The 26,984-nt window shown below is 60.5% G+C and carries 31 protein-coding genes; 17 read left to right on the top strand and 14 right to left on the bottom strand.

Features of this window, described 5'->3' with window-relative positions:
- Positions 1 to 48: 48 nt before the first annotated feature.
- On the top strand, positions 49 to 342 hold the full coding sequence (locus tag NTD89_RS11235; protein ID WP_016972348.1) for a hypothetical protein: 294 nt from the start codon (positions 49 to 51) through the stop codon (positions 340 to 342).
- Between the two features lie 95 nt (positions 343 to 437).
- On the top strand, positions 438 to 1,409 hold the full coding sequence (locus tag NTD89_RS11240; protein WP_145163219.1) for a L,D-transpeptidase family protein: 972 nt from the start codon (positions 438 to 440) through the stop codon (positions 1,407 to 1,409).
- 134 nt (positions 1,410 to 1,543) lie between these two features.
- On the opposite strand, the gene oprI is transcribed toward NTD89_RS11240, so the two are convergent.
- Positions 1,544 to 1,795 carry an outer membrane lipoprotei OprI gene (gene oprI, locus NTD89_RS11245; RefSeq protein ID WP_003172710.1) on the bottom strand — a complete coding sequence of 84 codons (252 nt, stop codon included), beginning with the start codon at positions 1,793 to 1,795 and terminating at the stop codon, positions 1,544 to 1,546.
- Positions 1,796 to 2,407: 612 nt separating this feature from the next.
- Between oprI and NTD89_RS11250 the strand changes: the two genes are divergently transcribed.
- Positions 2,408 to 2,689: a GNAT family N-acetyltransferase gene (locus tag NTD89_RS11250; RefSeq protein WP_003189869.1), complete on the top strand. Its 282-nt coding sequence runs from the start codon at positions 2,408 to 2,410 to the stop codon at positions 2,687 to 2,689.
- Positions 2,690 to 2,755: 66 nt separating this feature from the next.
- On the opposite strand, the gene NTD89_RS11255 is transcribed toward NTD89_RS11250, so the two are convergent.
- Positions 2,756 to 3,832 carry a 3-deoxy-7-phosphoheptulonate synthase gene (locus tag NTD89_RS11255; protein WP_145163221.1) on the bottom strand — a complete coding sequence of 359 codons (1,077 nt, stop codon included), beginning with the start codon at positions 3,830 to 3,832 and terminating at the stop codon, positions 2,756 to 2,758.
- A gap of 131 nt (positions 3,833 to 3,963) precedes the next feature.
- A complete protein-coding gene (locus tag NTD89_RS11260) occupies positions 3,964 to 4,398 on the bottom strand; it encodes a PilZ domain-containing protein (RefSeq protein ID WP_106576830.1) in 435 nt (144 codons plus the stop codon).
- On the opposite strand from NTD89_RS11260, the gene NTD89_RS11265 reads away from it, so the two are divergent.
- From NTD89_RS11265 to cysB, 5 genes are all read left to right on the top strand, one after another.
- On the top strand, positions 4,397 to 4,783 hold the full coding sequence (locus NTD89_RS11265) for a thioredoxin (RefSeq protein ID WP_262207650.1): 387 nt from the start codon (positions 4,397 to 4,399) through the stop codon (positions 4,781 to 4,783). The two genes, NTD89_RS11260 and NTD89_RS11265, sit on opposite strands and share 2 nt — an antisense overlap.
- Positions 4,780 to 5,742 carry a putative 2-dehydropantoate 2-reductase gene (locus NTD89_RS11270; protein WP_262207651.1) on the top strand — a complete coding sequence of 321 codons (963 nt, stop codon included), beginning with the start codon at positions 4,780 to 4,782 and terminating at the stop codon, positions 5,740 to 5,742. Before NTD89_RS11265 ends, NTD89_RS11270 begins: the two co-directional genes overlap by 4 nt.
- 15 nt (positions 5,743 to 5,757) lie before the next feature.
- Complete coding sequence (locus tag NTD89_RS11275) at positions 5,758 to 6,675, top strand: 5'-nucleotidase (RefSeq protein WP_262207653.1); 918 nt, start codon at positions 5,758 to 5,760, stop codon at positions 6,673 to 6,675.
- 66 nt (positions 6,676 to 6,741) lie between these two features.
- The gene (locus tag NTD89_RS11280; RefSeq protein ID WP_242193799.1) at positions 6,742 to 7,242 is read left to right on the top strand and encodes a universal stress protein; all 501 of its coding nucleotides are present in this window, start codon (positions 6,742 to 6,744) and stop codon (positions 7,240 to 7,242) included.
- Between the two features lie 103 nt (positions 7,243 to 7,345).
- The gene (gene cysB / locus NTD89_RS11285) at positions 7,346 to 8,320 is read left to right on the top strand and encodes an HTH-type transcriptional regulator CysB (RefSeq protein WP_003189876.1); all 975 of its coding nucleotides are present in this window, start codon (positions 7,346 to 7,348) and stop codon (positions 8,318 to 8,320) included.
- 5 nt (positions 8,321 to 8,325) lie between these two features.
- On the opposite strand, the gene NTD89_RS11290 is transcribed toward cysB, so the two are convergent.
- Together NTD89_RS11290 and NTD89_RS11295 are read right to left on the bottom strand one after the other, a co-directional pair.
- Complete coding sequence (locus NTD89_RS11290) at positions 8,326 to 8,808, bottom strand: GreA/GreB family elongation factor (protein ID WP_262207655.1); 483 nt, start codon at positions 8,806 to 8,808, stop codon at positions 8,326 to 8,328.
- A gap of 5 nt (positions 8,809 to 8,813) precedes the next feature.
- Positions 8,814 to 9,185: a hypothetical protein gene (locus NTD89_RS11295; protein WP_145163230.1), complete on the bottom strand. Its 372-nt coding sequence runs from the start codon at positions 9,183 to 9,185 to the stop codon at positions 8,814 to 8,816.
- Positions 9,186 to 9,317: 132 nt separating this feature from the next.
- On the opposite strand from NTD89_RS11295, the gene earP reads away from it, so the two are divergent.
- Both earP and NTD89_RS11305 read left to right on the top strand, forming a co-directional pair.
- Entirely contained in the window at positions 9,318 to 10,451 is a 1,134-nt protein-coding gene (gene earP / locus NTD89_RS11300) for an elongation factor P maturation arginine rhamnosyltransferase EarP (protein WP_262207657.1), read from the top strand.
- Between the two features lie 49 nt (positions 10,452 to 10,500).
- Positions 10,501 to 11,073, top strand: a complete 573-nt coding sequence (locus tag NTD89_RS11305) for an elongation factor P (protein ID WP_003218698.1) — start codon at positions 10,501 to 10,503, stop codon at positions 11,071 to 11,073.
- 266 nt (positions 11,074 to 11,339) lie between these two features.
- On the opposite strand, the gene NTD89_RS11310 is transcribed toward NTD89_RS11305, so the two are convergent.
- The 3 genes from NTD89_RS11310 to NTD89_RS11320 all read right to left on the bottom strand — a co-directional run bounded on the left by NTD89_RS11310 (position 11,340) and on the right by NTD89_RS11320 (position 13,498).
- Positions 11,340 to 11,759 (bottom strand): organic hydroperoxide resistance protein, encoded by a 420-nt coding sequence (locus NTD89_RS11310; RefSeq protein WP_034126737.1) that lies wholly within the window; start codon positions 11,757 to 11,759, stop codon positions 11,340 to 11,342.
- Between the two features lie 255 nt (positions 11,760 to 12,014).
- On the bottom strand, positions 12,015 to 12,467 hold the full coding sequence (locus NTD89_RS11315) for a MarR family winged helix-turn-helix transcriptional regulator (RefSeq protein ID WP_179606946.1): 453 nt from the start codon (positions 12,465 to 12,467) through the stop codon (positions 12,015 to 12,017).
- An 80-nt stretch (positions 12,468 to 12,547) separates the two neighbouring features.
- Positions 12,548 to 13,498, bottom strand: a complete 951-nt coding sequence (locus NTD89_RS11320) for a LysR family transcriptional regulator (RefSeq protein WP_106576821.1) — start codon at positions 13,496 to 13,498, stop codon at positions 12,548 to 12,550.
- Positions 13,499 to 13,606: 108 nt separating this feature from the next.
- On the opposite strand from NTD89_RS11320, the gene NTD89_RS11325 reads away from it, so the two are divergent.
- Positions 13,607 to 14,356, top strand: a complete 750-nt coding sequence (locus NTD89_RS11325) for a sulfite exporter TauE/SafE family protein (protein ID WP_106576820.1) — start codon at positions 13,607 to 13,609, stop codon at positions 14,354 to 14,356.
- On the opposite strand, the gene NTD89_RS11330 is transcribed toward NTD89_RS11325, so the two are convergent.
- Complete coding sequence (locus tag NTD89_RS11330; protein WP_145165127.1) at positions 14,346 to 15,200, bottom strand: LysR family transcriptional regulator; 855 nt, start codon at positions 15,198 to 15,200, stop codon at positions 14,346 to 14,348. The two genes, NTD89_RS11325 and NTD89_RS11330, sit on opposite strands and share 11 nt — an antisense overlap.
- 97 nt (positions 15,201 to 15,297) lie before the next feature.
- On the opposite strand from NTD89_RS11330, the gene NTD89_RS11335 reads away from it, so the two are divergent.
- Together NTD89_RS11335 and NTD89_RS11340 are read left to right on the top strand one after the other, a co-directional pair.
- Entirely contained in the window at positions 15,298 to 15,504 is a 207-nt protein-coding gene (locus NTD89_RS11335; RefSeq protein ID WP_234452476.1) for a DUF1127 domain-containing protein, read from the top strand.
- A gap of 45 nt (positions 15,505 to 15,549) precedes the next feature.
- Positions 15,550 to 16,767 carry a winged helix-turn-helix domain-containing protein gene (locus NTD89_RS11340; protein ID WP_262207662.1) on the top strand — a complete coding sequence of 406 codons (1,218 nt, stop codon included), beginning with the start codon at positions 15,550 to 15,552 and terminating at the stop codon, positions 16,765 to 16,767.
- Positions 16,768 to 16,936: 169 nt separating this feature from the next.
- On the opposite strand, the gene NTD89_RS11345 is transcribed toward NTD89_RS11340, so the two are convergent.
- On the bottom strand, positions 16,937 to 18,283 hold the full coding sequence (locus NTD89_RS11345) for a class II 3-deoxy-7-phosphoheptulonate synthase (RefSeq protein WP_078047560.1): 1,347 nt from the start codon (positions 18,281 to 18,283) through the stop codon (positions 16,937 to 16,939).
- Between the two features lie 124 nt (positions 18,284 to 18,407).
- On the opposite strand from NTD89_RS11345, the gene NTD89_RS11350 reads away from it, so the two are divergent.
- Positions 18,408 to 19,163 carry a spermidine synthase gene (locus NTD89_RS11350; RefSeq protein WP_242193787.1) on the top strand — a complete coding sequence of 252 codons (756 nt, stop codon included), beginning with the start codon at positions 18,408 to 18,410 and terminating at the stop codon, positions 19,161 to 19,163.
- A gap of 101 nt (positions 19,164 to 19,264) precedes the next feature.
- Here NTD89_RS11350 and NTD89_RS11355 read toward each other — a convergent pair whose 3' ends face one another.
- Positions 19,265 to 20,056 carry a crotonase/enoyl-CoA hydratase family protein gene (locus NTD89_RS11355; RefSeq protein WP_145165117.1) on the bottom strand — a complete coding sequence of 264 codons (792 nt, stop codon included), beginning with the start codon at positions 20,054 to 20,056 and terminating at the stop codon, positions 19,265 to 19,267.
- Positions 20,057 to 20,478: 422 nt separating this feature from the next.
- Between NTD89_RS11355 and NTD89_RS11360 the strand changes: the two genes are divergently transcribed.
- On the top strand, positions 20,479 to 22,152 hold the full coding sequence (locus NTD89_RS11360; RefSeq protein WP_053255160.1) for a DEAD/DEAH box helicase: 1,674 nt from the start codon (positions 20,479 to 20,481) through the stop codon (positions 22,150 to 22,152).
- A 112-nt stretch (positions 22,153 to 22,264) separates the two neighbouring features.
- Here the strand turns inward: NTD89_RS11360 and NTD89_RS11365 are convergent, their stop codons facing one another.
- Positions 22,265 to 23,032: a DODA-type extradiol aromatic ring-opening family dioxygenase gene (locus tag NTD89_RS11365; RefSeq protein ID WP_262207665.1), complete on the bottom strand. Its 768-nt coding sequence runs from the start codon at positions 23,030 to 23,032 to the stop codon at positions 22,265 to 22,267.
- 104 nt (positions 23,033 to 23,136) lie between these two features.
- On the opposite strand from NTD89_RS11365, the gene NTD89_RS11370 reads away from it, so the two are divergent.
- Positions 23,137 to 23,793 carry a thiopurine S-methyltransferase gene (locus NTD89_RS11370; RefSeq protein ID WP_262207667.1) on the top strand — a complete coding sequence of 219 codons (657 nt, stop codon included), beginning with the start codon at positions 23,137 to 23,139 and terminating at the stop codon, positions 23,791 to 23,793.
- 172 nt (positions 23,794 to 23,965) lie between these two features.
- On the opposite strand, the gene htpX is transcribed toward NTD89_RS11370, so the two are convergent.
- Both htpX and NTD89_RS11380 read right to left on the bottom strand, forming a co-directional pair.
- Positions 23,966 to 24,853: a protease HtpX gene (htpX, locus tag NTD89_RS11375; protein WP_262207669.1), complete on the bottom strand. Its 888-nt coding sequence runs from the start codon at positions 24,851 to 24,853 to the stop codon at positions 23,966 to 23,968.
- 304 nt (positions 24,854 to 25,157) lie between these two features.
- Positions 25,158 to 26,369 (bottom strand): pyridoxal phosphate-dependent aminotransferase, encoded by a 1,212-nt coding sequence (locus tag NTD89_RS11380; RefSeq protein WP_027607001.1) that lies wholly within the window; start codon positions 26,367 to 26,369, stop codon positions 25,158 to 25,160.
- 202 nt (positions 26,370 to 26,571) lie between these two features.
- Here NTD89_RS11380 and msrB point away from each other — a divergent pair, with 202 nt between their 5' ends.
- The gene (gene msrB, locus NTD89_RS11385) at positions 26,572 to 26,964 is read left to right on the top strand and encodes a peptide-methionine (R)-S-oxide reductase MsrB (protein WP_145165109.1); all 393 of its coding nucleotides are present in this window, start codon (positions 26,572 to 26,574) and stop codon (positions 26,962 to 26,964) included.
- Positions 26,965 to 26,984: the final 20 nt, after the last annotated feature.

Genomic DNA, 26,984 nt, shown 5'->3' on the forward strand with positions numbered 1-26,984 from the left:
CCGGCAGGCTTTCGGCTAAGGTGGCGCCCCCCCGATCTGGAGCCCCCGATGTCGCGCCCTGCCTGGTCCCTGTTCAATTACCAACTGATCGAGCCTGACGAGCAGCTGGACCTGTTCGCCTGCCAGGAAGTTCGGGTGCATCTGGTCGCGCGTCAATTGGAGTTGGGCGGCTCGATCGATCGCACGCTTTGCGGGACTTTATTGCCCGCACAACCGCGTTGGTCATCTGTCGACCGCTCGATCTTTCAAGACCAGCGACTGTGCCCCCTGTGCCGAGCCATCCTCGAATCGCAGAAGCGTGGCACACCGCCGATCTGGCCGGAGCTGCGTTTCGAGCTGTAAAGGCTTGCGCACGGTCGCAGGCCCTCTGCCTTCCCCTCTGACACCCGTGTACAATCAGTTTTTTCCTACCCGTCGTTCTGCGAAGGATTTTCCGGATGTTGTCGCGCCTTTCCGTCGTTTCCTGCTGCCTGTCCCTCGCTGCGCTCTGTGCAGCCGGTTCGGCATCAGCGCTGCAGTTGCCCTTGCCGCCGCCAGGTGAAGACATTGTCGGTCAGGTTCAGGTGATCAAGGCCAAGTACGAAGACACCTTCGCCGACCTTGGCACCACCTACGACCTGGGTTATTCGGAAATGGTCGCGGCCAACCCTGGCGTCGACGCCTGGTTGCCGGGGGCCGGTACCGAGATCGTGCTGCCGACGCGCTTCATCCTGCCGCCGGGTCCTCGCGAAGGCATTGTGATCAACCTGGCGGAATACCGGCTTTACTATTACCCCAAGGGCCAGAATGTGGTTTACACGTTCCCCTTGGGCATCGGCCGTGAAGGCTGGGGTTCGCCGGTCGCGCACACCACCATCACTGGCAAGATCCCCAACCCGACCTGGACGCCGCCCGCGTCGATCAAGGCCGAGCACGCTGCCAATGGTGACCCGCTGCCTAACGTGGTGCCTGCCGGTCCGGACAACCCACTGGGCCCGTTCAAGTTCACCCTGGGCACGCCGGGTTATTTGATTCACGGCTCCAACATGAAGTTTGGTATCGGCACGCGTACAAGCCACGGCTGCTTCCGCATGTTCAACAACAATGTGCTGGAGATGGCCGACATGGTGCCGGTCGGCACATCGGTGCGCATCATCAATGATGCCTACAAGTTCGGCAGCAGTGGCGGCAAGGTCTACCTTGAGGCGCATACACCGCTGAACGATGACGGCACGCCGTCCGTGGTCGACAAGCACACGGCGGTCATCAATGCCCTGCTCAAGCGCGAAGACCTGGCCAATAACCTGCGGGTGAACTGGGATCAGGTGCGCGATGTGGTGGCGGCCGAAGACGGTCTGCCAACGGAGATTGGTGTACCGGGCGCCACTGCGCCTGTGGCGTCCAGCACGCCGGTCGATCTGCAGCAGTAAGCCTGCTCGATCCCTGGCCCGCCTCAGCCTTGCGCTGCGGCGGGCTTTTTATTGCGCGGGCTTCAGGGCCGAATCCCGGGAAATAAAAAGCCGATCCAAGAATGGATCGGCTTGATAACAACCCCGAAGGATTATTACTTGCGGCTTGCTTTTTCAAGCATGCGCAGAGCGCGCTCGTTAGCTTCGTCAGCAGTCTGTTGTGCTTTTTGAGCAGCAGCCAGAGCTTCATCAGCTTTACGGTAGGCTTCGTCTGCACGAGCCTGGGAGCGAGCTGCTGCGTCTTCAGTTGCAGTCAGACGAGCTTCGGTTTCTTTGGAGACGCTGCTGCAACCGGTAGCCAGAACTGCGGCCAGAGCCAGAGCAGAGAATTTCAGAACGTTGTTCATCGTGTTCCCCTTCAAGGACTTTCTATTAAATGGCTACTTTCTCAGAGTGAGCGGATAGCCGGCGTACATACTACTCATTACTTGTAGTAAGTAAACTGACGTAGCGCAAGAAGCAAAAAAAATTCTTGCGCCGAATCTGTTTTGGCTAATCTTTAGGAGGTTTGTATAAAAACCCTCCAGATTTTTTCATTTCCCTGGGAACTCGATCCAGGCTGAGAGGTCCGGCCCGCATGTGCCGGGTCCGGTAAACAGGTAAAGATTTATATATCGAGGTTGACACTTTTTTTCAGTGGGCCGTTACCGCCTCGCGCATCTTTTGCGTATGTAGAGGTGACTTTAAGAGCGGCAGTTCGTCTCAAGATTCAACTGCCGGCAATGTTCAGGCTATCGATCACTGATTGATCGAGGCCCTTTCTGTAACCGCCAGCGGCAAGGGATGACGAGTGCGCCTTGAGCTATTGCAGCATTGGTGACTACTATTCCCTACGTGCTGGTTGTGAGCGCTATAGGTTTTCTCGTTGTCGAAACCGGCACGGGGTGGCGTAGATGTTCCTTCGCCGGAAAAACATCGGTAAGGTAGGGGTCAAAATCCAAGACCCGCGAGGAGTAGTGATGAGCGAGGCGTTGTCCATCCACCATGACCAGGCAGGTCATCAGTTCGAGACCAATGTGGACGGTCATCGTGCCTATCTGACCTATATGGACCTCGGTAAACAGACCCTGGATATCTATCGCACCTTCGTGCCCAACGCGTTGCGGGGCCGTGGCATTGCTGCGGCGTTAACCGAAGAAGCGTTGAAGTTCGCCGAAGAGGCCGGCTACACGGTGATCCCGTCGTGCTCTTATGTAGAGCGCTACATGGAGCGCCACCAGCGCCATGCCGCGAAGCTGTAACTGAGCGACCGCACCACGAAAAACGCCGGGCTAAGCCCGGCGTTTTTGTGTGCGCGATTCAGCGGTTCAAGTGCGTTTGCGTTTCGGCAATACGTCCTTGAGCTTGGCGTGCATGCTGCGCAGGGTGGTTTCGGTGGCGGACCAGTCGATGCAGGCATCGGTGATCGACACGCCGTACTGCAAGTCGGCCAGGTCTTTTGGAATCGCCTGGCAACCCCAGTTCAGATGGCTCTCGACCATCAGGCCGATAATCGACTGGTTGCCTTCGAGGATCTGGTTGGCGACGTTTTCCATTACCAGTGGCTGCAGGGCCGGGTCCTTGTTGGAGTTGGCGTGGCTGCAGTCGACCATGATGTTCGGCTTGATGTTGGCCTTGTTCAGCGCCTGCTCGCACAGCGCAACGCTGACCGAATCATAGTTGGGTTTGCCGTTGCCGCCGCGCAAGACCACGTGACCATAGGCGTTGCCCTTGGTGGTGACGATGGACACGCCACCTTCCTGGTTGATCCCCAGGAAGCGGTGCGGGCTGGACACCGATTGCAGCGCGTTGATCGCGACGGTCAGGCCGCCATCGGTGCCGTTTTTGAAACCCACGGCCGAAGACAGGCCGGACGCCATTTCGCGGTGAGTCTGGGATTCGGTGGTGCGCGCGCCGATGGCCGACCAGCTGATCAGGTCCTGCAGGTACTGCGGGGAGATCGGGTCGAGGGCTTCGGTGGCGGTGGGCAGGCCCATTTCGGCCAAGTCCAGCAGCAATTGACGACCGATGTGCAAGCCGTCCTGAATCTTGAACGAGTCGTCCAGGTACGGGTCGTTGATCAAACCTTTCCAGCCGACGGTAGTGCGCGGTTTCTCGAAGTAGACGCGCATCACCAGGTACAAGGTGTCGGACACTTCAGCCGCCAGCACTTTGAGGCGCTCGGCGTATTCGTGGGCAGCCTTGAGGTCGTGGATCGAGCAAGGGCCGATCACCACAAAGAGGCGGTGGTCGGTGCCGTCGAGAATGTCACGGATGACTTCGCGGCCCTTGGTGACGGTCTGCAGGGCAGCGTCGCTCAAAGGGATTTCGCGCTTGAGCTGATCGGGCGTGATCAGGGTCTCGTTGGATTCGACGTTAAGGTCATTGATCGGTAAATCAGCCATCGTGTTACTCGTCAGGGTCACGGGTGCCGGCCGCCAGCCATCCCCGTGCGGCGGAGCACAGCATGATTTGAATGCAGGGGGGAGGAACCTTAGCGCGTAACACGGGCCCGCGACAATGGGCAAAACCGGCTTTAATCCAGCGCCGGCGCCACAAAAGTCTCGCGGGAGAACTCACCGGCATGGCGCGAGACCCACTCGCGAGCCATGGCTTCGAGTTGCGCAGGCGTCGGCTCGGCGTCTTCATGCAAGCGGCAGTAGCGTTCGATCTGGCACACTTGCTCGCCCATTCGCGCACCGAACAAGGCGTGCTCATCGGTAAAAGAGATGCCGATGCGATAGCCTTTTTCAAGCTTGCGACACCAGGCTACATAGCCTGGATAACGGGCGCTGGCGCCCAGGGAGGGGATGCGCAGATCAACCGCCGTACCCTGGCGCCAGGCACGCGGGCAATTGCAGGCGACGCCGCCCAGGCCGATAGTGTGCAGGCGTTGGCGGGGAATGGCAGGAGCGGGGCGTTGGATTAACTCGACAGCGACATCATCAGGGTGAGGTAAAAAACGACCCATGTACACGGACTCCGAGCACCGTCCAGTTGACGGCGGTGGCAGCAGTATAGTGAAGGAACTGGAATTGACCGACCTGGATATTGACCAGCAGCTGCTGGGATTGCCAGGTATTTCGCTGGTGGTATTTACCAGTGTCGGTTGTTCCAGTTGCCGCTGGGCACGCCGGCAGCTGCCCGGCTGGCGTTTGCCGGTCGACCGCGTGTGCTGGGTGGATGCCGGGCACAACGGCGGTGCGGTCGAGCGCTACCAGATCTTTCATTTGCCCGCGTTATTCCTCGTGTGCGAGGGTCAATTTCTTGGGCAGTTGCACACCCGTCTTGCACTTGCCGACCTCACCGAGGCAGTGAATCAAGCACTTACCCGCACACCAGAGGATTTGCCATGACCGCAGTTGCATCCCCGTCGCCACGCATTGGCATTATCGGCACCGGTGCTATCGGTGGGTTCTACGGCGTGATGCTGGCGCGTGCCGGGTTCGACGTGCACTTCCTGTTGCGCAGCGAATACGCGGCGGTCAGCGAGCACGGCCTGCACCTCAACAGTACGCTGCATGGCAAGTTGCACCTGCACCCGGTGCAGGCCTACGCCCGCGCTGCGGACATGCCGGCGTGCGACTGGCTGCTGGTGGGCACCAAATCCACCGGTAACGTGGACCTCGCGCCGACCATCGCCCAGGTCGCCGCGCCCGACGCCAAGGTGGTGCTGTTGCAAAACGGCCTCGACGTCGAGGACAGCCTGCGCGAACACCTGCCGCCGTCGCTGCACTTGCTGGGTGGCCTGTGCTACATCGGCGTGCACCGCTCTGCGCCGGGCGTCGTCGAGCATCAGGCCTTGGGCCGGGTCAATCTTGGTTACCACAGCGGCACAGCGGCCAACGATGAATCGCGCCAGCAGGCGATTGTCGAAGAGGGCGCCGCGCTGTTTCACCAGGCCGGTATCGAGTCCCAGGCCATGGCCAATGTGCACCAGGCTCGCTGGCACAAGCTGGTGTGGAATGTGCCGTATAACGGCCTCTCCGTGTTGCTGGGCACTGGCACCACCGCGTTGATGGCTGATGAATCGAGCCGCGAGTTGATCCAGGCATTGATGGCTGAAGTGGTCCAAGGCGCGCACGCCTGCGGCCATGAAATCCCTGCCAGTTACGCCGAGCAGATGTTCGCCATGACCGAAACCATGGACGACTACCTGCCCAGCATGTATCACGACCATGTGCACAAACGTCCGCTGGAATTGGCGGCGATCTATGCCCGGCCATTGGCCGCCGCAAAAGCGGCGGGTTGCGAATTGCCACGCATGCAGGCGCTTTACCAGGCCTTGAGTTTTATTGATCGGCACAACCGCTGATTCGGGGGAAACACCATGGCGAAGGGATTGGGCGACAAACTGGTGCTGGCGATTTCATCGCGTGCACTGTTCGACCTGAGTGACAGTCACAAGGTCTACCTGGCCGAAGGGGTAGAGGCTTACCGCAAGTACCAGATCGAGCACGAGGAAGAAACCCTCGAGCCCGGCGATGCCTTCCCTTTGGTCAAGAAGCTCTTGAGCCTTAACGCCAGCCTGGGCCGGGCCCGCGTCGAAGTGGTGCTGGTGTCGCGCAACAGTGCCGACACCGGCTTGCGCGTGTTCAATTCGATCCAGTATTACGGCCTGGATATTTCCCGCGCCGCGTTCGTCGGCGGGCGCAGTCCCTATCCTTACCTGGCCGCATTTGGCTGCCATCTGTTTCTGTCGACCCATGCCGAAGATGTGCGCAGTGCACTGGATGCCGGGTTTGCCGCGGCGACGATTCTGTCGGGCGGCCCGCATCGGGCGTCGAGTGAGGAATTGCGGATTGCGTTCGACGGCGATGCGGTGTTGTTTTCCGATGAGTCCGAGCGTGTCTATCAATCAGGCGGGCTGGAGGCGTTTCTGGCCAACGAGCGCGAGTCGGCGCGCCAGCCGTTGCACGGTGGTCCGTTCAAGGGGTTTCTGGCGGCGCTTAACGTATTGCAGAGCGAGTTCGCAGACGAGGCATGCCCGATTCGCACAGCGTTGGTCACCGCGCGTTCGGCGCCGTCCCACGAGCGGGTGATTCGCACCCTGCGCGAATGGGATATCCGTCTGGACGAGTCGTTGTTCCTCGGGGGTCTGGAGAAATCCGCGTTTCTGGAGGCGTTCGCCGCCGATGTGTTTTTCGATGACCAGGCCGGTCATTGCGAGAAGGCCAGGGAGGTGGTGGCCACCGGGCATGTGCCCCACGGCATCAGCAATGAGTTGAAAATCCACACCGAGAGCTGAGCCCCAGTCCCGCAGGCGCTGCTAAGCTCATTCAATCCCCGCCATCCTGGCCGTCCAGGAGGTTCTATGATTCGTTCGATGCTGTACGCCACGGACCTCGGTCTGTATGCGCCCTATGTCATGCAGCATGCGCTGGCACTGGCCCGAACGTTCAAGGCGGATTTGTATGTGATTCATGTGGTCGAGCCGCTCGGGCTGTTCGCCGAATCGGTGTTGCAAAGCTACCTTGATGAGAAAGCCCTGAACGAATGGCAGAGCCAGGGGCTGACCACGGTGATGGCAACCATCGAGCAGCGGGTGCTGGACAGTTTTCGCGAGGAGCTGGGGGAAGGGGAGCAGGACCTGAAATTGATTCGCTCGGTGCGCGTGATCCAGGGCGACCCGTGCGAGGTGATTCTCGACCAGCTGCGAAAACTTTCCGTCGACTTGTTGATCGTAGGAAGTCACAGCCACGCAACGGCCGCTGCCACGCCGCTGGGGCGCACGGCCGCGAGGGTGCTGCAGTTGGCGACAGTGCCGGTTTATATGGTGCCCTCGCTGCAGCGCCGGCGCAGTGACGATGCCTGATCGGTAAAAACGATAAAAAGTTCTAGATTTATCCGTCTAACCTTTAATATAGTTATATACCGTCGCTGATACCCGTGGCGTCTATCTGCTTTGAGGGACACATATGAAGCTTCAACAACTGCGCTACATCTGGGAAGTGGCGCACCACGACCTCAACGTTTCCGCTACCGCTCAAAGCCTTTACACCTCGCAACCCGGTATCAGCAAGCAGATCCGCCTGCTCGAAGACGAGCTGGGCGTCGAAGTGTTCGCGCGCAGCGGCAAGCACTTGACCCGCGTCACCCCGGCCGGCGAGCGCATCATCACCACCGCCGGCGAGATCCTGCGCAAAGTCGAAAGCATCAAGCAGATTGCCCAGGAATTCTCCAACGAGAAAAAAGGCACCCTGTCGATCGCCACCACGCATACCCAGGCGCGTTATGCCTTGCCGCCGGTGATCCGCGATTTCATCAAGCAATACCCGGACGTCGCCCTGCACATGCACCAGGGATCGCCGATGCAGATCGCCGAGATGGCCGCTGACGGCACCGTCGATTTCGCCATCGCCACCGAAGCCCTCGAGCTGTTCGGCGACCTGGTGATGATGCCGTGCTACCGCTGGAACCGTTGCGTGGTCGTGCCCCAGGGTCACCCGTTGGCCAAGCTGCCGAAGTTGACCCTCGAAGCCCTGGCCGAATACCCGATCGTGACTTACGTGTTCGGTTTCACTGGCCGCTCCAAGCTCGACGAAGCCTTCAGCCATCGCGGCCTTACGCCGAAAGTGGTGTTTACCGCCGCCGACGCCGACGTGATCAAGACTTACGTCCGACTGGGCCTGGGCGTGGGTATCGTGGCCAAGATGGCGGTCGATACCAACCTCGACAAAGACCTGGTGGTGCTCGACGCCAGCGAGCTGTTCGAGTCCAGCGTGACCAAGATCGGTTTCCGTCGTGGCACGTTCCTGCGTGGCTTCATGTGCGACTTCATCGAGAAATTCGCGCCGCACCTGACCCGTGAAGTCATGGCCAAGGCGATCCAGTGCCACAACAAGCAAGAACTGGAAGAGCTGTTTGACGGCGTAGAATTGCCCGTCCACTGAGTGGCTTATCGGGCCTCGGTAACCGTGAAGTGTTGCCGGGCGCCCGCCACCAGAATCTCCACCTCATCACCCTCGAACTTGCCCAGCAGGCTTTTGCCCAGCGGCGAGCGCGGGGTGATGACAGTCACCGGTTGCCCCACTACGTCGACTTTCAAGCCCGCCGCATCCGGCGCCAGGAACAGCCACTGCTGGCGACCGTTCTCGTCTTCCAAACCCAGTAGCGCGCCGACTTCTATGCCGCGCTGATCGTCGTAAGCACGCAACTGCAGGTTCTGGCACAGCGCCAGCGACTGCTTGATTTCTTCGACGCGCTTGGCTTGCCCGGCCGCGAGGTAAGACGCTTCCAGCCCCAGCGTGTCGTATTTGTTCTCGGCGATATTCTCTTCGTGGGTCGCGGTCTCGTAGGCGGTCTGCGCGGCGCGCTGGGCAATGTCGAGGTCGACGGAGAGTTTTTCCAGGATCAACTGGAGGACGGCGTGCTTATTCATGGGCATCAATCGCAGAATTGCAGGACATTCGCCTTGCTCTTTTCATTGGGCGCGTTCTGGTCCTGTTGCAGCCAGAACTGGCATTTGGGGTTGGACAGGTTGCGCGCGTTGTTGCGCGCCTGGTCCAGGGTTTGCTGTTGTTCCTGCTTGCGAAGGTTTTCCTGGTACTGCTCGAACATACGGTTCGGCGGCTCTGGCGCAACAACGCTGGCGGGCTTGCCCAGTTGCTGGACGGCCTGCGCCACCGGCGCCAGGCTTTGCGGGAACACGTAGCGCGACGCCAGCCAGGTGGTCAGCACAATGGCGATAAACCCCAGCCACAGGCCGAACGCCACTGCGATACTGAGCTTGAACAGCGACAACGAACGATCAGACATAGTGGCCTCCTGGCGGGCATTTGCGGCGTGGCGGCGATTGTCGCACAGCCACTGTGCAGAATAATCGCGATCAAGCCTTCTGCATCGGCGCATTTATGCGGACAATCGAGCCTTTGAGCGTTGGAGCCCGGAATGAAAGCCCGCTGGGATATTTTTTGCAGCGTCGTCGACAACTACGGCGACATCGGCGTGACCTGGCGCCTGGCCCGGCAATTGGTGGTGGAGCACGCCTGCGACGTGCGCCTGTGGGTCGATGACTTGCGTGCTTTTGAACGCATGTGCCCAGAGATTGATGTGCAACTGAACCAGCAATGGCAGGAGGGCGTAGAGGTGTGCCATTGGCCGGCACAATGGCGCGACACGCCTTGCGCCGATGTAGTGATCGCAGCCTTTGCCTGCCAGTTGCCACCTGAGTACATGGAAGCCATGGCCGCGCGCGACCGCACGCCGTTGTGGATGAACCTGGACTACCTCAGCGCTGAAGACTGGGTGGTGGGTTGCCATCGCCTGCCGTCGGTGAAGTTCAAGGGCGTACAGAAGTATTTCTTCTTTCCTGGCTTTCGGCCGGGCACTGGCGGGCTTTTACGCGAAGGCGGCTTGCTGGAGCAGCGTCAGGCTTTTCAAGCTGATCGCGCCGCACAGCGACAATTCCTGCAAGCGCTGGGCGTATTTCCGGCAGATGGCGCGCGTTTGATGTCGCTGTTTGCCTACGAAAACGCCGGGCTCGCCCGTTGGCTGGACGTGCTGGCGACGGACGGGCGTGCCACTCATCTGTTGGTGCCGGAAGGCCGCATCCTTGGCGATGTGCAGCGCTGGCTCGGCGTGGAAGGGCTTGCGGTGGGGGCGGTGCATCAGCGCGATGCCCTGACGGTGCAGGTATTGCCGTTCGTACGCCAAGAGCAATATGACCGCCTGCTGTGGTGCTGCGACTTCAACGCCGTGCGCGGCGAGGACTCGTTCGTACGGGCCCAATGGGCCGGTCGGCCGATGCTGTGGCACATCTATCGCCAGGACGAAGACATCCATCTGGACAAGCTCGATGCCTTCCTGCAGTTGTACACCGGCGCCTTATCGCCCGCCGCCAAGGCAGCGGTGGTTGCCCTTTGGCAAGCCTGGAACGCTGATGGCGATATGGCACAACCGTGGAAAATGCTGCTGGAGCACTGGCCAGAGGTGTGTCAGAACGCCCAGGCGTGGTGTCTGGAACAAGGCTTGCAGGCTGATCTTGCGACGGCGCTGGTACAGTTTTATGAAAGTTGGATATGATACGCGACCTTGATTTTTGTAAATCCCATCCAAATTTCGGATATACGCAATGAAAACTGGTAAAGAACTGAAACCCGGTACAGTGATCCGTCTCGAAAACGACCCTTGGCTGGTTCAGAAAGCTGAGTTCACCAAGTCTGGTCGTAACAGCGCAATCATGAAGACCAAGCTGAAGAACCTGCTGACCGGTTACAAGACCGAGATCGTTTACAGCGCCGACGACAAACTGGACGACGTGATCCTCGACCGCAAAGAAGCGACCCTGTCCTTCATCAGCGGCGACACCTACACGTTCATGGACACCACCGACTACACCATGTACGAGCTGAACGCTGAAGATATCGAAGCTGTTCTGCCGTTCGTTGAAGAAGGCATGGAAGACGTCTGCGAAGCGATCTTCTTCGAAGACCGCCTGGTTTCCGTAGAGCTGCCGACCACTATCGTGCGTAAAGTTGCCTACACCGAAGGTTCCGCTCGCGGCGACACTTCGGGCAAGGTCATGAAGCCTGCCAAACTGGCTAACGGTACCGAGCTGCAAGTGGCTGATTTCATCGAAATCGACGACCTGATCGAGATCGACACCCGTGAAGGTGGTTCGTACAAAGGTCGCGCCAAGAAGTAATTCTGGCCCCGCCGATACGAAAAAAAGCCCGACCTTGAGTCGGGCTTTTTCATGGGCGCCTGTTTAGTTCAGGTGTTGCTTGAGCGCTTGCGAGGCCTGCTGCAAGGCTGAACGGACTTCCGGCACCTTGGGTCGCGCCTTAGGTCTGGTTGATCGCCACCGGGTAATGCGCTTGCGGCGCACGCGGTGTTGATCGACAGCGCGAGCAGGGTGCCGAAGGCTTTACCCATTGTGTTCATGGTCTTCTCCAGTGGCGGCAAAGGGCATCAGACAGTCACGTGCAGGCGCACATCGACGTTGCCACGGGTGGCGTTGGAGTACGGGCAGACTTGGTGAGCCGCGTCGACCAGGCTTTGCGCATCATCCTGCGCCAGGCCCGGCAGGCTCACGTGCAAGTCGATGTCCAGGCCGAAACCGCCGGGGATTTGACCGATGCCGACGTGGGCAGTGATCGAAGCGTCATCCGGGATTTTGCGCTTGGTCTGGCTGGCGACGAACTTCAGTGCGCCGATGAAGCAGGCCGAGTAGCCGGCCGCGAACAGTTGCTCAGGGTTGGTGGCTTGGCCGCCGGCGCCGCCCAGTTCTTTGGGGGTGGAGAGTTTGACGTCGAGGATGTTGTCGCTGGAAACAGCACGACCATCACGGCCGCCGGTGGCGGTGGCTACTGCGGTATAGAGCGTTTGCATGGTGTCGTCCTCTTGGGTTTTTAGCGCTAAATGTTTGCGCGCTAAGTAGTTGGTGAGGGCGAATGTATAGCGCTAATGTTTAGCGCGCAAGATAAATTTACAGAAATCTTTTCCGGACGTTATTTTCTGGCACATACCCAAACAAATGTGGGAGCTGGCTTGCCTGCGATTACGCAGTGTCAGCCAATGCATTCATGACTGATGTACCGCGATCGCAGGCAAGCCAGCTCCCACCTTTTTACTGCGTGAATGCCTTTAAATGGCGTCTTGCAGATTTCCCCGCAAGGCAATCAAATCACTTTGCAACTTGCGCAACTGCTCCAGCTGTAACCCGCTGGCGCCGAGGATGCACTGCGGGATGCCCATGGCTTTTTCCTGCAACGCACGGCCGGCCTGGGTCAATTCCACCACCACCACACGTTCATCTTCGCGGCTGCGGGTCCGGCTGAGCAGGCCTTCGGCCTCTAACCGCTTAAGCAGCGGCGTCAGCGAACCCGGATCGGTCAGCAGGCGAGTGCTGATTTCGCCAACGGTCAGACCATCCTCTTCCCACAGCACCATCATCGCCAGGTACTGCGGATAGGTCAGGCCGAGGGCTTGCAGCAGCGGCTTGTAGACCTTGGTCATCAGCAACGAAGTGGAGTGCAGGGCGAAACACAACTGGTTATCCAGCATGAGGGATTCGCAAGGGTCGGGATTTTTGCGCATGACAGTGCCTCGAAAAAGCGTATATGGGCTGGAATCTAGCGATCAAACCTTTAATGCGCCAGATAATTCTGGCTATTGGGTCAGACCAGGCCGCTTTGTAATGCCAGATCCCAGGGCGGTACTGGGCTGAAGCGGGACTTGAGGTATTCCAGCAGCAGGCGGCTGCGTGCATTGGCCTGCTGCTCCAGACGCAGCGCGTAAATGCCGGTGGTTTCCGGGCTGGGCAGGCCGTTTTCGCAAAACAGCGGTAATAACTCACCACGCACCAGGTATTCACTGGCCAGCCACGTCGGCAAATGCGCGATGCCCAGCCCGGCGAGCGCGCCGCACAGCAGTGCTTCGGCATTATTGGCACTCAGGCGAATGCGTTGCGGGCGATAGGTGGCGCGGCGCCCGTCCAGCTCGAAGCGCCAGGCGAACATCGGCGCCAGGCCGTCCCAGTCGAGGCCATCATGCTCGCTCAGCTCCCGAGGATGGGTCGGCGTGCCGCGGCTTTTGAGGTAAGCGGGGCTGGCGCAGGCGATGCGCACGATGCTGGCCAATGGCGTGGCAATCAAGCGGGTGTCGACGATGTGCCCGGCGCGCAGCACCAGGTCGACCTTGCCCAAGTGTGCGCCCTGCATGTCGACAAAGCTGTCGATCAAATGCAGGTGCACATCCAGCCCCGGATACACGTTCAGAAAGTCGGCGATCACCGGCGCCAAGTGCCGTCGGCCGAAGGCTGCCGGCGCGTCCACGCGGATCAGGCCCTCCGGCGCGTGGCTCAACGACACCGCCTCGGCCCGGGCCAGTTGCAACTCGCTGACAATCCGTCGCGCCCGTTCGGCAAACGCCAGGCCTGCCGGTGTTGGCACCACGGCATGGGTGCTGCGCTGGAACAAGCGGCTGCCGACCGAGCTTTCCAGGCTGTCAATGCGCCGAGCCACAGCTGAAGGGGTCAGCGGATGGCGGCGGGCAGCGGCGGAAAAACTGCCGGTTTCCAGCACATCAAGAAACAGGCTCAGTTGGTCGGTCAAGGTATTGGGGTTCATGAGGAGGCGCTTATGCGAGTTCGGCACAGCCATTGTGCGTTGCTGTGCGTTTCCACGCCACAGGCGACTGCGTAGCATGCTTCGCCTGGGCTTTTGGAGTGATGCGCGGTGTTGGATTTAGCGATGTACCTGGTATTGGGCGCAGCCCTGGGCACGGTCGGCGGCCTGTTCGGCATTGGCGGCGGGCTGATTGCCATCCCGGTGCTGGGCGTGTTGTTCGGGCTGGATCAACAACTCGCCCAAGGCACCGCGCTGGTGATGGTGGTGCCCAATGTGATGCTGGCGCTTTGGCGTTATCACCAGCGTAACCGTATCGAATTGCGCCACGCGTTGCCGTTGGGCGTCATGGGTTTCTGCTTTGCCTGGCTGGGCTCGATCTGGGCGGTGGGCCTGGACGCCGGCGCGATGCGCATCGGTTTTATTGCATTCCTGCTGACGCTCTCCGCTTACAACCTGCTGCGCATGTTCACTCGCAATGCGCCGCCGACTGCGCAGATGCGTTATTCCTGGCCTTGGCTCGGCGTGCTCGGCGCCGCCTCGGGTTCCATGGGCGGCTTGTTTGGCGTGGGTGGCGCAGTGGTGGCGACGCCGGTGCTGACCAGTCTTTTCGGTACCACCCAAGTGGTCGCTCAAGGCCTGTCGCTGGCGTTGGCGCTGCCCAGTACCAGCGTGACCCTGGTCACCTACGCCTGGCACCAGGAGGTGGATTGGATGATCGGCGTGCCATTGGCGGTCGGTGGCCTGCTCAGTATCAGTTGGGGGGTAAAAGTCGCCCACGCGCTGCCCGAACGGGTATTGCGCGGCCTGTTCTGCGGCTTTCTGGCGGTGTGCGCGGTGATGCTGACGTTTAAAGTCTGAAGCCTTCGAGGATGTATTCGGCCAGGCATTCGGTGATGGGCGAGGCCATCGCCGGGTTGCGCAGCAGGCGCAGGCTCATCGACGGCAGAGGCGGAAAGCCTTCATCGCTGCCCAGGATTCGTAAGTCGTCGGTCACCAGGCCTTCCATGCTGACCATCACCGCCAGCCCCGAGCCGACCACGGCTTGAATCGCCGCGACGTTGGAACTGTGGTACGCCAGGCGATAATCGATGCCGGCAGCATCCAGCGCGGTGCGGGTCCATTGGGTGCAAAAGCTGTCGACGCCGGAAATAGCCAGGGGCAAGGTCTCGTGCTCATCCACGCAGAAGCACGGCGCCGCCACCCAGACCATGCGCTCACTGCGCAGCAATTCGCCGATTTCATTGCCGGGCTCGCGGCTGATCACGGTCAGCGCCAGGTCGCGCCGCTGCATCAACACCGCCGACGACTCGCAGTGCATTTCGATCTGGATCAGCGGGTAGGCCTTGGAAAACCGTTTGAGAATCCCCGGCAGGAAACGCATCACGTAATCATCCGGCGTGCCGATGCGCACCAGCCCGACCATATGAGGTTCGCGCAGGGTGTTGAACACCTCACTGTGCAGTTTCAGGATGCGCCGCGCATAACCCAGCAATACCTGGCCTTCGGCCGTCAGCCGTACCTGACGACCGTCGCGCTCGAACAGCTTGCGCTGCAGCACGTCTTCTTCGAGGCGCTTCATTTGCATGCTCACCGCCGACTGTGTGCGGTTGACCAGTTCACCGGCGCGGGTAAAGCCGCCCTGATCGGCGATGGCGACGAAGGTGCGCAGCACTTCAGTGTCAATGCTTGGGTAGCCGGACAATTGATCAATCTCCGAGATGTATTACATAAGAAACATTCGTTGGATTGATCATAGTGCCAGGCACACACTCTCGTCATCCCCATTGGAGGGCGAGAAGATGAAAGGTCAGAAAGGTTTTGTGTTGATGACGAAACGTCCGTTTTCCGGATTTTTCCAGCGGGTTGCCCGGTGGCAGGCGCTGCACCATGAGCGCCAGGCGCTGGCGAGTTTGAGCGACGATGCGCTCAAGGACATCGGGCTTAATCGGGGCGATGTGGAGCAGGACAGTCACCTGCATTTCTGGCAAGACCCGCTGCGAAAGTAACCTGGAATGCAGTAGGGTTGTCGGCGAGCCCACACGGAGAGACTCATGCCCGCCGACCTGTCTTTTTCACTCAAGCACGCTCGACGCATGGCGCTGGCGGCCCAGGGTTTTTCCGGGCGCCAGGCGCCGGCACTGATCAAGGCTACGCATCTCAATCGTTTGATCGAGCGCTTGGGTGTGCTGCAGATCGATTCGGTCAACGCCGTGGTGCGCTCGCATTACCTGCCGCTGTTTTCCCGCCTTGGCCAGTACTCCCCGCTGATCCTCGAACAAGCTGCCTGGAGCCAGGGGCGGCGGCGCTCGCTCTTTGAGTATTGGGGCCATGAGGCCTCGTTGCTGCCCATGGCGCTGTACCCGTTGATGCGCTGGCGCATGGAGCGGGCCAAGCAGGGGCAGGGGATTTATGCGCAAATGGCGCGGTTCGGGCGCGAGCAGCAGGCCACCATCCAGCGCGTGCTGCAGACCGTCGAGCAACAGGGCGCGGTGGGTGCTGGCAGCTTGTCCACCCGTGAGGAGCGCGCCGGCCCGTGGTGGGATTGGAGTGATGAAAAGCACGCACTGGAATGGCTGTTTGCTGCGGGATTGGTCACGGTGGCGGGGCGTCGCGGGTTTGAGCGGCTCTATGATTTGCCCGAGCGCGTCATCCCCGCCGACCTCCTTCTGGCCACCGTGAGCGAGGCCGAGGCCCAGCGCGGTTTGTTGCTGCACAGCGCGACTGCCTTGGGCGTTGGTACCGAAAAGGATCTGCGCGATTATTTCCGCCTGGACCCTGCCGACAGCCGTGGCCGCTTGGCCGAGCTGGTCGAGGATGGGCAACTGCGGGTGTGTCAGGTGCAGGGCTGGAAGCAACCGGCGTACTGCCTGCCAGACCCGAAGGTACCGCGCAAAGTGCCGGCCAGTGCCTTGTTATCGCCGTTCGACTCACTGATCTGGGAGCGCAGCCGCACCGAGCGATTGTTTGATTTTCGCTACCGGCTGGAGATCTACACCCCCCAAGACAAGCGGGTGTACGGCTATTACGTGCTGCCGTTTTTGCACAATGAGCGGATCGCCGCGCGTGTCGACCTGCGCGCCGAACGCGCCCATGGGCGGCTGGCCGTGCATGCGGTGCACGAAGAAGCGCCGGGGCTAAACGAGGAGGGGATGCAGGCGTTGGCCTTGAACCTGCGGCAGATGGCTGATTGGTTGGGGCTGGAACAGGTCCAGCTCAATTGCCAGCGGCCAAGTGCTGCTCGGTTAAGAGTCGCAATGCTGCAAACCTGAGCTGCAGCTGGTTTTTGTGGCGAGCGGGCTTGCCCCGCGTTGGGTGGCGAAGCCCCCCAAAACCATCCACCTCATTCTTCCAGACACACCGCAGTGGTTGTAGTGGGGCGGCTGCGCCACCCAACGCGGGGCAAGCCCGCTCGCCACAGGAAGCCCGCTCACCCAAATCTCAGCGTTTGACTTGCTTCAAGGTCTCGGCAATCAAAAACGCCAATTCCAGCGACTGATCGGCATTCATCCGTGGGTCGCAGTGGGTGTGGTAGCGGTCCGACAGGCCATCTTCGGTGATCGGTCGCGCGCCGCCGATGCATTCGGTGACGTTCTGTCCGGTCATTTCGATGTGAATCCCGCCGGCATACGAGCCTTCGGCTTGATGCACCTGGAAGAACTCTTTCACCTCGCCAAGAATCTGCGCAAAGTCGCGGGTCTTGTAGCCGCTGCTGGCCTTGATGGTGTTGCCATGCATCGGGTCGGAGCTCCACAGCACCTGCTTGCCCTCGCGCTGCACGGCGCGGATCAGGTTGGGCAGGTGGTCGCCCACCTTGCCGGCGCCCATGCGCGCGATCAGGTTGAGGCGGCCGGGGTCGTTGTCCGGGTTGAGAATGTCGATCAGGCGGATCAAGTCGTCGGGGTTCATGCTCGGGCCGACCTTGACGCCGATCGGGTTGTTCACCCCGCGCAGGAATTCGACGTGGGCGCCGTCCAGCTGACGGGTGCGGTCGCCGATCCAGAGCATGTGCGCCGAGCAGTCGTAGTAGTCGTTGGTCAGGCTGTCGCGGCGCACAAAGGCTTGCTCGTAGTTGAGCAGCAGCGCTTCGTGAGCGGTGAAGAAGCTGGTTTCGCGCAGTTGCGGCGAGCTGTCCATGCCACAGGCGCGCATGAAGGCCAGGGTTTCGTCGATGCGGTCGGCCAACTGGCTGTATTTTTCGGCCAGTGCGGAGTTGGCAATGAAGTCCAGGTTCCACTTGTGCACTTGATGCAGGTCGGCAAAACCGCCCTGAGCAAACGCGCGCAGCAAATTCAGCGTGGCGGTGGACTGGTGGTAAGACTGCAGCAGGCGATCCGGGTCCGGAACGCGGCTTTTCTCGTCGAAACCGATGCCGTTGACGATGTCGCCACGGTAGGCGGGCAGGGTGACGCCGTCGATGGTTTCATCGTTGGCCGAGCGCGGCTTGGCGAACTGGCCGGCCATGCGCCCGACTTTGACCACCGGGCAGCCGGCGGCGAAGGTCATCACGATTGCCATCTGCAGCAGCACCTTGAAGGTGTCGCGGATTTTTGCCGCGGAGAACTCGGCAAAGCTTTCGGCGCAGTCACCGCCCTGCAGCAGGAACGCGCGGCCCTGGGTCACTTCGGCAAACTGACGGCGCAACTCGCGGGCTTCCCCGGCAAACACCAGTGGCGGGTAGCTGGCCAGGTTCTGCTCCACTTGCAGCAAGTGTGCAGCGTCCGGGTACTGGGGTTGTTGCTGGATCGGCAGGGCGCGCCAGCTGTCGGGGCTCCAGGGTTGGCTCATCGTGAACTCGATTGGTTGATTGACGGTGGGGCGCCAATGTTATCAGCAATTAGTGCGTGACCTGTTGCCGCCGGTTGGCCGACAATCGCGCCTTTGCCGTGCGGTAAACCCTTTAGGAGTAGTGATGACCGAGGAGCGTGTCGAGCGCCTGCTGGCCGAAGTCCATGATGATTTCGGCATGATCCGCGTGCTTGAAGTGGCCGATTATCGCTTTCTCGAGTTTGGCGACGCCATCGAGCAAAGCTGCGTATTCACCGCCGATCCGAGTTGGCTGGAGTACGACTACACCCGCGCGATGCTGATTGGCGCGTTGTGCCACGAGCAACCGGAGAGTGCGCTGTTCCTCGGGCTGGGCGCCGGCACGCTGACCCAGGCGTGCCTCAAGTTTCTGCCGCTGGAAGACGTCGAAGCCATTGAGCTGCGCCCGGACGTGCCGCGCCTGGCCATTGAGTACCTGGGGCTGGATGACGATCCGCGCCTGTACATCCGTATTGGCGACGCGCTGCAGTTGCTCGACACCGCCGAATCGGCTGACCTGATTTTCGTCGACCTGTATACCGACGTCGGCCCGGGCGTGGGGCACCTGGCCTGGACCTTCCTGGAAAACTGCCAGAAGAAACTCAATCCCGGCGGCTGGCTGGTGATCAACCAGTGGGCCACCGATGATGGCAAGCCGCTGGGTGCGGCGTTGCTGCGCGGGTTGTATCACCGGCATTACTGGGAGCTGCCGGTGAAGGAGGGCAATGTGATTTTGCTGGTGCCTTCGGAGCTGGATCAGGCACTGGACCTGGGTGCGCTGACGGCGCGTGCCGACGCTTTGGCGCCGCGGTTGGGGTACTCGTTGCAGGCGTTGATCAAGGCGATTCGGCCGGCGACTTAGTTGCCGGTACTGGCGCCATCGCGGGCAAGCCCGGCTCCCACAGGGGATAGGCGATCAAATGTGGAAGCGGGCTTGCTCGCGATGAGGCCGACACTGTTCACTCAAATCCCCTTGAACACCCCCGGCCGCTTCTCAACCATCGCCCGCACACCCTCTTTGGCATCTTCACTGTTGAGCAGCTTCTCCACCACCACCTGCAACCCGGCGGCGGCAACGGTTTCGCCTTCCATCCGTGCTTGGCGCGCCGACATCAGCGTCGCTTGCACACCCAGCGGCGCCTGGCGGGCAATACGGCTGGCTAGCTCAATGGCGCGCGGCAGCAAATCTTCGCTGGCCATCACTTCCTGCACCAAGCCCAGCCTGAGCGCCTCGTGTGCATCAAATTCATCGCCGGTGAGCAACCAGCGCATGGCGTTGCCCCAGCCGGCCACCTGATGAAAACGTAAGGTCGCGCCGCCAAACGGAAAGATCCCACGCTTTACTTCCATTTGCGCAAAGCGCGTGTTGCTCGCGCAAATATTGATATCGGCTGCCAGCATCAACTCGATGCCAATGGTCAGGCAGTAGCCCTGGGCCGCGACGATCACCGGTTTATTGACCCTCGGCCCGGCGAACACACCCCATGGATCGCAGCCGCCCAGTGGCGGTTGCCAGCCTCCGGACATCACGCCGCTGACATTGGCCAGGTCCAGCCCGGCGGTGAAGTGGTCGCCGTGGGCAAACACCACGGCCACCCGGGCCTCGTCGTTTCGATCAAATTCGCCATAGGCCAGGCTCAGCTCATTGAGCAGATCCAGGTCAAAGGCATTGCGCTTGGCCACTCGGTCCAGACCCAACAGCAGGACATGGCCCTGTAACTCACGGCTGACGCGACTGCTGCTGGCTTGATTCATCGGGTGTGCCCTCAGGGCTTGGGTGGGTTTCAGACCAAAGGTCTTGATGGGCAGATGAAACGTTTAAGCGTTATGACCAACAGGGCCGGGCCTTTGAAAAAATAGACCCTGGCGCGGCTATCCGCAAAGGCTTTGATGCAGCGCGGTTTATCGGCGCTTTGCGATAAAAAAAGCTCCCTTTTTCAGCTATTTCCGGTATAGTGCGCGCCGGCCTTTAACCGGGCCGCGTTTAGGTAGCGCAATTCCCCGAAGTCAGCTTCGGCTGCACGTCCGCACAGCGGACTCTTCCTTGACGAATCTTTTTCATTCATTCGTTTTCGCAAATCCCCGCCGACAAAGCAGCCAGGGCGACTCTTGAGTCTCAACACGGCATGCGCAGCTTTGGAGCATGGGTCTTTGCGGATGCACTTAGAGGCAGACCCATGACCCAGGAAACCGGCGGCTTCGCCGCTTTTAATCTTAACCCGAACATTCTTGCAGCCGTCATCGCGACCGGCTACGAAGAACCTTCGGCTATTCAGCAGCAATCGATCCCGATCATCATGGCCGGCCAAGACATGATTGGCCAAGCGCAAACCGGTACCGGTAAAACCGCCGCGTTCGCCCTGCCAATCCTGCACTGCATCGATCCTGCCAAGCGCGAGCCGCAAGCCCTGATCCTGGCGCCAACCCGTGAGTTGGCGCTGCAAGTAGCAACCGCTTTTGAAACCTACGCCAAGCAAATGCCAGGCGTAACCGTTGTGGCCGTTTACGGCGGCGCGCCTATGGGCCCACAACTTAAAGCAATCCGTAACGGCGCACAGATTGTTGTCGCCACTCCGGGCCGTCTGTGCGACCACCTGCGTCGTGACGAAAAAGTCCTGTCGACCGTGAACCACCTGGTTCTGGACGAAGCTGACGAAATGTTGAAGCTGGGCTTCATGGATGACCTGGAAGTTATCTTCAAGGCGCTGCCACCGACCCGTCAGACCGTATTGTTCTCGGCCACCCTGCCACAGTCGATCCGAGCCATTGCCGAACGCCACCTGCGCGATCCGCAACACGTGAAGATCCAGACCAAGACTCAGACCGTTACCGCGATCGAACAGGCTCACCTGTTGGTTCACGCTGACCAGAAGACCTCGGCTGTATTGAGCCTGCTGGAAGTCGAAGACTTCGACGCCTTGATCATGTTCGTGCGCACCAAGCAAGCGACCCTGGACCTGGCCAGTGCCCTGGAAGCCAAAGGCTACAAAGCTGCTGCGCTGAACGGTGACATCGCCCAGAACCAACGTGAGCGCGTGATCGACTCCCTCAAGGATGGCCGTCTGGACATCGTTGTGGCGACCGACGTTGCTGCCCGTGGTCTCGACGTTCCACGTATCACCCACGTGTTCAACGTTGACATGCCGTACGACCCAGAGTCTTACGTTCACCGTATCGGCCGTACCGGCCGTGCCGGTCGCGAAGGTCGTGCACTGCTGCTGGTGACTCCACGTGAGCGCCGCATGCTGCAAGTGATCGAGCGTGTGACCGGTCAGAAAGTTGCCGAAGTCCGCCTGCCGGATGCTCAGGCCGTTCTCGATGCTCGCATCAAGAAACTGACCAACAGCCTGTCGCCGCTGGTGGCTGACGCTGAATCGACCCACGGCGAACTGCTGGACCGCCTGACTGCCGATATCGGTTGCACCCCGCGTGCCCTGGCTGCAGCCCTGCTGCGCAAGGCTACCAACGGTCAAGCGCTGACCTTGGCTGCGATCGAGAAAGAACGTCCACTGGTGCCGAACAACGCTCCGCGCGGTGATCGTCCAGAGCGTACTGGCGACCGTCCAGACCGTGGTGATCGTGAGCGTCGTGCTCCGGTTCCATTGGCTGAAGGCCGTGCTCGTTGCCGTACCGCGCTGGGCGCGCGTGATGGTATCGCGGCCAAGAACCTGCTGGGCGCTATCCTCAACGAGGGTGGCCTGGCACGTGAAGCGATCGGTCGTATCCAGGTTCGTGACAGCTTCTCCCTGGTGGAGCTGCCGGAAGACGGTCTGGAAAAACTGCTGGCCAAGCTCAAAGACACTCGCGTTGCCGGTAAGCAGCTGAAGCTGCGTCGCTACCGCGAAGATTGATCCGCCCTTGGGCTGATTGATCGCACATAAAAAATCCCCGACTGGTTCGGGGATTTTTTTTTGCCTGGATTTCAGGTTTGGATTAGCACTCGATCCCACATTTAGATCTGTGTTAGCCGAAGCGGTAGATGTCCATCCCGAGCGCACCCATGGTGAAACCTTGATGCGCCGTGCTGAACTCGCCGCCGGCGCCCCGGGCGAAATACAGCGGCAGCAAATGCTCGTCGCTGGGATGGCTGCGCACGGCATGTGGTGCCTGGCGGCGATAGTCGTGCAGGGCGGCTTCGTCGTTGGCCGCCAGTTTGCTGACCATCCAATCACGAAATTCCCGTGCCCAAGGCTCAATGCTCTCAGGTCCGGCATGCCAGTCCAGTTCGCCCAGGTTGTGGGTGATGCTGCCCGAACCGATCAACAGCACGCCGTGCTCACGCAAACTGGCCAGGGCATGCCCGACGCGGGTTTGCAGGGCAGGGCCCATACGGCTTGGCAGCGACACCTGCACCACCGGAATATCGGCGGCCGGGTACATCAGTGAAAGGGGCACCCAGGTGCCATGGTCGAACGGGCGCTGGTCATCGACGCGAGCCTCAAGGCCATCAGCCTTGAGCAGTTCGACTATCTGGGTTGCCAACTGCGGGTCACCGGGTGCGGGGTACTGCACGGCGAACAAATCCCGTGGGAAGCCGCCGAAATCGTGCCAGGTCTCGGGTGCGGCGCTGCCGGTAACCAGCAGGCCCTGGCTTTCCCAGTGCGCTGAGACCACCACAATGGCCTTGGGCCGTGGCAACTCGGCCGCCAGGCGCTTGAGTGCCGGGCCGCTGGCACCGGGTTGCAGGGCGAGCATGGGCGAACCGTGGGAGATAAACAGGCTGGGGAACATAAGAGGGGTCCTGAGCGTTAACATGGGCCCATCTTCAATCAGATCATTGATCTAAATCTAATATAAGTTTTAGCGCCTTTTGATCGAATTTTCAGGGTGATTCCATGGAGCCTAAGTTTTGGCAAGAGCGTTGGGCACGCAATCAGATCGGTTTTCATCTGCCCGAGGTCAACCCCTACCTGCAACGCCACTGGCCAAAACTGGCCTTGGCTGAAGGGGCAAAGGTGTTGGTGCCGCTGTGCGGCAAAAGCCTGGATCTGATATGGCTGGCAAGCTTGGGTTATCGCGTGCTGGGTGTGGAGCTGTCCGAGCAGGCGGTGCAGGCGTTCTTCAGTGAGCAAGGGCTGGTGCCCAGGATCAGCCAGCGTGGCGTGTTCAAGGTGTACCAGGCGGATCTGATCGAGGTGTGGTGCGGCGATTTCTTTGCCTTGGACGCCGAAGCGCTGGCCGATTGCTCCGCGCTTTACGATCGCGCGGCATTGATCGCGTTGCCGCCGTTGATGCGGGCGCAGTACGCCGAGCATCTGAATGCCTTGTTGCGCCCGGGCTGTCAGGGTTTGCTGATCACCCTCGACTACGATCAGACACAAAAGGCTGGGCCGCCGTTTGCGGTAACCGATGATGAGGTGAAGGTGTTGCTGGGCTCGCACTGGACTGTGCAGGTGGTGGAGGAGCAAGACATCCTGGGTGAGAGTTGGAAGTTTGTGCAAGACGGTGTCACGCGGCTGGAAGAGCGCGTGTACCAACTGACAAAGTACTGACCCTGCTATCGCCATCGCGGGCAAGCCCGGCTCCCACATTGACCGCGTCGCTCACCGTGTATGTGAACCTGAGCAGATCCTTGTGGGAGTCGGGCTTGCCCGCGATGGCGATTCAAGCACTCAAAAAAAAGGGGCGATCAGATCGCCCCTTTTTTGTGTTACCGCGCAGCTATCAGCCCCGGCGACGCAATGCGTCGATCCGCTCTTCCAGCGGCGGGTGGCTCATGAACATGCGTGCAAAACCTTGCTTGATGCCACCGTTGATACCAAACGCGGTCAGGCTGTCCGGCATGTGCACGGGCAGGCCTTGTTCGGAGCGCAAGTGTTGCAGTGCCGCAATCATCGCCCCGGTACCGGCCAGGCGGGCACCGGCTTCGTCCGCGCGGAACTCGCGTTTACGCGAGAACCACATGGTGATCGCGCTGGCTAGGAAGCCCAGCACCACCTCGGCAAAGAGGGTCGCCACGAAGTAGGCAATGCCGCGGCCTTCTTCGTTCTTGAAGATCACCTTGTCGACGAAGTTGCCGATGATCCGTGCAAAGAACATCACGAAGGTGTTCACCACGCCTTGTACCAGCGCCAGGGTGACCATGTCGCCGTTGGCCACGTGGCCGATCTCGTGGGCCAGTACCGCTTTCACTTCGTCGTAGGAGAAGCGTTCGAGCATGCCCTGGCTCACCGCAACAAGGGCGTCGTTCTTGTTCCAGCCGGTGGCAAAGGCGTTGGCCTCATACGCCGGGAAAATCCCGACCTCAGGCATCTTGATGCCAGCCTCGCGGGACAACTGCTCAACGGTCTGCAGCAACCATTGCTCATGGCGGGTGCGTGGCTGGGTGATGACCTGGGTGCTGGTGCTCATCTTCGCCATCCACTTGGAGATGAACAGCGAGAAGATCGAGCCGGCAAAACCAAAGATTGCACAGAAGACCAGCAGCTGATTGAGGTTCAGATCAACCCCGTTGGCCGCCATGAACCCGTTGAAGCCGAACAGGCTCAGGGTGATGCTGGCAATCAGCACGACCGCCAGGTTAGTGGCCAAGAACAGCAGGATGCGCATCATGGTTGTAGAATTCTCCTCATGCTTAATATGTCGCGTACTGCGGGGTATATAAGGTGCGGCCTGGGGCGATTCAACCGAGCGACTATTTCAAACTGTGTCCTACAGCCTGAATGTAGAGCCTTGAAAGGATTTTCCGAGCTGAAAAGCCAGCCGCAATCACCCCATTCAAGCCTTCGCGCCCTGCAATTATAGGAGGCTGACCGCTCCGTGGCGTGCAGCGGCAGGGAGGAGGGGGCGGCGGGTAGAGAAGTGTTGCCAGATACTCGCCGTACGACCGAATGTCGATCGTACGGCGGCATGTGCGTTATTGGCGATAGGACTTGAGGAAGTTGCCGATGCGACCAATGGCCATGTCCAGGTCATCCACGCGCGGCAATGTCACCACGCGGAAGTGATCCGGCCACGGCCAGTTGAACGCCGTTCCCTGCACCACCAACAGCTTTTCCGACAGCAGCAGGTCGAGCACGAATTTCTCGTCGTTGAGGATCGGGCAGACTTTCGGGTCGATCCGTGGGAACGCATACAGCGCGCCCATGGGTTTCACGCAGCTCACGCCGGGGATCGCGTTGAGCAACTCCCAGGTACGGTTGCGCTGCTCCAGCAGGCGGCCCTGAGGCAGTACCAGGTCGTTGATGCTCTGGTAGCCGCCGAGGGCGGTCTGGATTGCATGCTGGCTCGGCACGTTGGCACACAAGCGCATATTGGCCAGCATGTCGATGCCTTCGATGTAGCTCTGGGCGTTGTGCTTGGGCCCGGAGATGGCGATCCAGCCGGAGCGGAAACCCGCCACGCGGTAGGATTTGGACAGGCCGTTGAAGGTCAGGCACAGCAGGTCCGGCGCCAGGGAGCCGGTGCAGATGTGCACGGCGTCGTCGTAAAGGATCTTGTCGTAGATCTCGTCGGAGAACACCACCAGGTTGTGCTGGCGTGCCAGCTCGAGCATGCCCAGCAACACTTCCCTGGAGTACACGGCGCCGGTCGGGTTGTTCGGGTTGATGATCACCAGGGCCTTGGTGTTCGGCGTGATCTTAGCCTTGATGTCGGCCAGGTCCGGGAACCAGTCGGCGCCTTCATCGCACAGGTAGTGCACCGGGTGGCCGCCAGCCAGGGTCACGGCAGCGGTCCACAGCGGGTAGTCGGGCGCCGGCACCAGCACTTCGTCGCCGTTGTTGAGCAAGGCCTGCATGGACATCACGATCAGCTCGGACACGCCGTTGCCCAGGTAGATGTCTTCGATGCCGACACCTTCCACCTGCTTCTGCTGGTAGTACTGCATCACGGCTTTACGCGCGCTGAACAGGCCCTTGGAGTCGCTGTAGCCCTGAGCGGTCGGCAGGTTGCGGATCACGTCCTGGAGGATTTCGTCCGGCGCTTCGAAACCAAATGGCGCCGGGTTGCCAATGTTCAGCTTGAGGATGCGATGGCCTTCCTCTTCCAGGCGTTTGGCGTGCTTGAGCACTGGGCCGCGAATGTCGTAGCAGACGTTGGCGAGCTTGTTCGATTTGCTGACCTGCATGGCGATGTGATCCTGAAAATGAACGATCCAGACGGCGTGGACACTACCGTACTGCGAATCCTGCGAGGCCTGCACCCATAAATACGTTTGAATGCCGGTAGCGCGGGTGCCAGACTGGCGTTTTTAAGAGGCGCAATCATACGTGCCGCCTGTTCCGTGGAAAAGATACAGATCAGGCTTTTTCAGTTGCCGAGGTGGATTGATGGATAAGTTGCAGAAAACCCTGGATGAGTGGCGGGACATGCTCGACCCCGCGCAGTATCAGGTGTGTCGCCTCAAGGGCACCGAGCGCCCGTTCAGCGGCAAATACAACGAAACCAAAACCGACGGTGTGTATCACTGCATCTGTTGCAATGAGCCGCTGTTCGATTCCAAAACCAAGTTCGACTCCGGCTGCGGCTGGCCGAGCTTCTACGCGCCGATCGCCGACAGCGCGATGATCGAGATCCGCGACGTCAGCCACGGCATGATCCGCACCGAAGTCACCTGCGCCAAGTGCGATGCGCACCTGGGGCATGTGTTCCCGGATGGTCCGCCGCCGACTGGTTTGCGCTACTGCATCAACTCGGTGTGCCTGGACCTCGTCCCGCGCTAGGGCCGGCAGCACCTTCCAAG

Source organism: Pseudomonas sp. 14P_5.3_Bac1 (assembly GCF_025466135.1).
Lineage (GTDB): Bacteria > Pseudomonadota > Gammaproteobacteria > Pseudomonadales > Pseudomonadaceae > Aquipseudomonas.